Annotated in this window: 3 protein-coding genes; 1 reads left to right on the top strand and 2 read right to left on the bottom strand. The window is 63.7% G+C overall.

Annotated features, from left to right (window positions below; translation table 11 throughout):
- Together FXB41_RS40060 and FXB41_RS40055 are read right to left on the bottom strand one after the other, a co-directional pair.
- The coding region (locus FXB41_RS40060) for a DUF1522 domain-containing protein (protein ID WP_219685675.1) at positions 1 to 978 on the bottom strand (978 nt) is incomplete at its 3' end.
- A gap of 323 nt (positions 979 to 1,301) precedes the next feature.
- Entirely contained in the window at positions 1,302 to 3,614 is a 2,313-nt protein-coding gene (locus tag FXB41_RS40055; RefSeq protein ID WP_007602110.1) for a DUF1522 domain-containing protein, read from the bottom strand.
- Positions 3,615 to 3,936: 322 nt separating this feature from the next.
- On the opposite strand from FXB41_RS40055, the gene flbT reads away from it, so the two are divergent.
- Positions 3,937 to 4,362: a flagellar biosynthesis repressor FlbT gene (flbT, locus tag FXB41_RS40050; protein ID WP_007602109.1), complete on the top strand. Its 426-nt coding sequence runs from the start codon at positions 3,937 to 3,939 to the stop codon at positions 4,360 to 4,362.
- Positions 4,363 to 4,397 lie beyond the last annotated feature (35 nt).

Raw genomic sequence — 4,397 nt, 5'->3', positions numbered from 1 at the left:
GCTGAGATCGGCGCCGGTCGAGCTGTCCAGCGTGATCTTGCCGGCGGTGATGGAAGCCGCGGTCTGGCTGGTGTTGTTGGCGTTGATGGTGGCAACGCCGGCCGCGATCGTGGCACCGCGGGTGCCTGCCGCAAGATCGATCGCCTTCAGGACGTCGCCGACCGTCGCGGTCGAGTTCGTCGCATTGCTGCCGAGATAGATAATCGAGTTGCCACTGCCGTCAGTCGCGACGCTGCTGGTACCACCGCTATCCAAGCCGTAGCCGGTCGGCAGGCTGTTGGTGGACCCCGTGACGCCCGGCGCATCACCGGACTTGAAGGTGATGGAGTGGCCGTCGACGGTGAGGGTCGTGCCGTCGGTGAACTGGGTGACGCCAATCAGGCCCAGACCGCTCTTTGCAGCAGTCGAACCGTCGCCGTAGAGCAGCGTGCTCGTGGTGATGGCCGCCGCACCGCCGCCGTTGTTGTCGTTGACCGCGGTGGTTCCGACATAGGCAGCGGCCGTACCGCCGAGCGTGGTCGTACCGGTTGCCGCCGTGGCGCCGCCGGCAGCGCCGGAGAACAGCACGTTGGATTGCGCGGTCGCACTGGTGTAGGTCGTGGTGCCGCGCAGATCGGAAGCGGTCGCACCCGCAATCGTGGTCGAGACGTTCGACTTGCTGGAGTAGCCGACGGTGGTCTGCAGCGCCTGGTTAGCGATCGACTTGGCGGAGTCGAGCAACTTCGACAGCGAGGTGATGCCGGTGTTGGCGGCCTGGAGCACCTGCACGCCGTTGGCAATGCCATCGAGCAGATTGTTGATGTCGCTGGCGCGGTTGTCGAGCGACTGTGCCGTGAAGAAGTTGGTGGGGTTGTCGAGCGCCGAGTTCACCTTCTTGCCAGTCGAGAGGCGGGACTGGGTGGTGGCGAGGAGGTCGGCGGTGGACTGGAGCGAGAGCAGGTTCTGGCGAACCGACGCAGAGAGAACAATACCGGACATAACTCTTACCCTTCTGGTTTACGCGTCTTCGTTCGATCGCTTCGGATCGAGTGACGCGCACAGCCTGAGGGGACATGGCTAACAAAAGGTGAAACCCGTTCCCGCAGCGTAAGCGCCGGTTCACCATAAGGCTGCGGACGCACGCCGAGATCGGCGACGATCGATCTGAAACTCCTCGCCTTTTTGCGGCGTTTGCTCCCCGTTAACCATAACCAACAGTTACTTTTTCAGTGCGGCCGGACCACTGCTCGATCGGACCGCGCAAAAGAAAACGGCGGGGCCGAAGCCCCGCCGCCATGACTTGATTGCGATGTCAGCCGCTATTAGCGGAGCAGCTGGAGCACGCTCTGCTGCGACTGGTTGGCCAGCGACAGCGCGGAGACCGCGATCGACTGACGGGTCGACAGCGCCTGGCTGTTGGCCGCTTCCTCGTTGGTGTCGGCCAGCGTCAGGTTGGACGAACCGGTCTGCAGCACGTTGATCAGGTTCTTGTTGAAGTCCTGACGCACCTGCACGATGGAGAGGTTCGAACCGAGGGTCGAAGCTTCCGACCGCAGAGTGCTCGAGGCCGAGTTCAGATTGGTGAGCACCTTGTTGGTCGCGGAGTTGTCGATAAAGTCGGTTCCCTGCACCAGGCCGGCCAGACCCAGGCCCTTCGAGTTGAAGGTCACGCCGGTGATGTTGAGGTTGGACTTGCCGGTCTCGTCGAACACCAGCTTGAGCTGGTCGCCGTTGAGCAGGTTGACGCCGTTGAACGAAGCATCCAGCGAGGTCGTGTCGATCTGCGTCAGGATGTTGTTGTACTGGGACACCAGGTTGGTACGGGTGGCCTGGGCAACAGCATCCGCAACCGGCGCAGTCGCGTTCGAGAAGGTCAGCGCCGTGGTGAGCGTGCCGCCGATGGTACCGCCAGCAGCGGCAGATCCGATCGTCGACGACGCAAAGTCGTTGGTCGCCGAAACCGTCAGCCTACCGTTGGCGTCGATCGTGGCCGACAGGTTGTTGGCCTGAAGAGCCGTGTTGAGCTGATCGAGCGTCTTGACCGTGCCGCCAGTGCCGTCGCCGAAGGTGACGTTGACCGCCGTGCCGCCGTTGAAGGCGGAGAAGGTCAAGGTCTTGCCCGAAACGCCGCCCGACGCCGCAGAACGGCTTGCCGTGAAGGCGGTGCCGGTGCCGGTCGCACCGGTCAGGCCGAGCGAGGACAGCGCATTGCCCGTGCCGGTGATCGACAGGTCCGAGTTGGCGCCGGTCGAGACGTGCAGCGAACCGGCGACCAGGGAGGACGCGGTCTGGCCGGCTGCGGTGGTCAGCGTCGCCGCACCGCTGGCGTTGGCCGCGCTCTGCACGCCGGTGGCGAGGTCGACCGCGGTCAGGATGTCGGCGACGGTGCCCTTGTTGAGGTACACGGTCGAGTTGCCGCTGCCGTCGGTGACGACGTTGCCGGTGACGCCAGAGCCGGTCGGCACGTTGGCCGCAGCCGGCGTACCGCCGTTCTTGAACGTGATGGTCTTGCCGTTGACGTTCAGGGTCGAACCGTCGGTGATCAGCGAACCAAGGCCGGTCGAGACGGTTGTGCGGGCCGCACCGATGGTGGTGTTGCCGGAGCCGGTCGCGGTGGTCAGACCGAGCGCCTTCAACACGTCCGCCTTGCCGGTGACGCTGAGATCGGCGCCGGTCGAGCTGTCCAGCGTGATCTTGCCGGCGGTGATGGAAGCCGCGGTCTGGCTGGTGTTGTTGGCGTTGATGGTGGCAACGCCGGCCGCGATCGTGGCACCGCGGGTGCCCGCCGCAAGGTCGACCGCCTTCAGGATGTCGCCGACCGTCGCGGTCGAGTTGGTCGTATCGCTGCCGAGATAGATAATCGAGTTGCCACTGCCGTCAGTCGCGACGCTGCCGGTACCACCGCTATCCACGCCGTAGCCGGTCGGCAGGCTATTGGTGGACCCCGTGACGCCCGGCGCATCGCCGGACTTGAAGGTGATGCTGTGGCCGTCGACGGTAAGAGTCGTGCCGTCGGTGAACTGGGTGACGCCAATCAGGCCCAGACCGCTCTTTGCAGCAGTCGAACCGTCGCCGTAGAGCAGCGTGCTCGTGGTGATGGCCGCCGCACCGCCGCCGTTGTTGTCGTTGACCGCAGCGGTTCCGATATAGGCAGCGGCCGTACCGCCAAGCGTAGTCGTCCCGGTCGCCGCCGTGACGCCGCCGGCAGCGCCGGAGAACAGCACGTTGGATTGCGCGGTCGCGCTGGTGTAGGTCGTGGTACCGCGCAGGTCGGAAGAAGTCGCGCCCGCGATCGTGGTCGAGACGTTCGACTTGGTCGAATAGCCGACCGTTGTCTGGAGCGCCTGGTTGGCGATCGACTTGGCAGAGTCCAGCAGCTTCTGGAGCGAGGTGATGCCGGTGTTGGCGGCCTGCAGCACCTGCACGCCGTTGGCAATACCATCGAGCAGATTGTTGATGTCGCTGGCGCGGTTGTCGAGCGACTGCGCCGTGAAGAAGTTGGTGGGGTTGTCGAGCGCCGAGTTCACCTTCTTGCCAGTCGACAAACGGGACTGGGTGGTGGCGAGCAGATCGGCGGTGGACTGGAGGGAGAGCAGGTTCTGGCGAACCGAGGAGGAGAGAACGATACCGGACATACTGTTACCTTTCTGGTAGCTACGCGTCCTGTCTGACCGAAATTGATCAAACGACCGGCGGACGGTTGCGTCCAAGCCTCTAACAATCCGTGAAATGAAACTCCGGGTTTGTCTGCGTCGCGCCTTCGAAGCCCGGTCCGAAATCCCCAGTCCGAAATTTCGATGGAATCAACGCATTGAAATCATTCATGTTCCCGCGACGACGGCCGGCGTTTACAACCCGTTAACCACATTGAGCAAGGATCGGACCCAAATCAGAGCCGGCAGCCGTCAGCGGGGGCACGCACGAGGCTCGTTACAAAAGGGTTGATGGAGAACAGGCATGGCTCTCAAGGTCGAGCTCAAACCACACGAACGCATCATCGTCGGCAATTCCGTGATCACCAACACGGACCAGCGCGCGCGGCTCCTGATCGACGGCGAGAATGTGCCGATCCTGCGCGAGCGCGACATCCTCACGCCGGAGACCGCCGATACGCCGGCCAAGCTCGTCTATCTGGCGGTGCAGCTCATGTACATCTCGCCGGACCCGCAGACCCAGCACGGCACCTATTTCAACCTCGTGCGTGACATTGTCACCGCGGTGCCGAGCTCCTGGCCGATCATCGAGGGCATCAACAACAACATCATGAGCGGCGACCTCTACCGGGCGCTCAAGGAGGCTCGCAAGCTGATCGCTTATGAAGACAAGCTGCGCGACCAGTACGAAGCCAGTCATCCCAAGAGCGACGTCAGCTCGGCCGCCTGAGCACTTCGCGACACCCAAAACAAAACCGCCCCGGA

Origin of the sequence: Bradyrhizobium canariense, assembly GCF_019402665.1 — a bacterium.
GTDB classification, from domain to species: domain Bacteria; phylum Pseudomonadota; class Alphaproteobacteria; order Rhizobiales; family Xanthobacteraceae; genus Bradyrhizobium; species Bradyrhizobium canariense.
The sequence above is the reverse complement of the archived record's forward strand: the minus strand, read 5'-3'. Positions and strand labels throughout refer to the sequence as shown.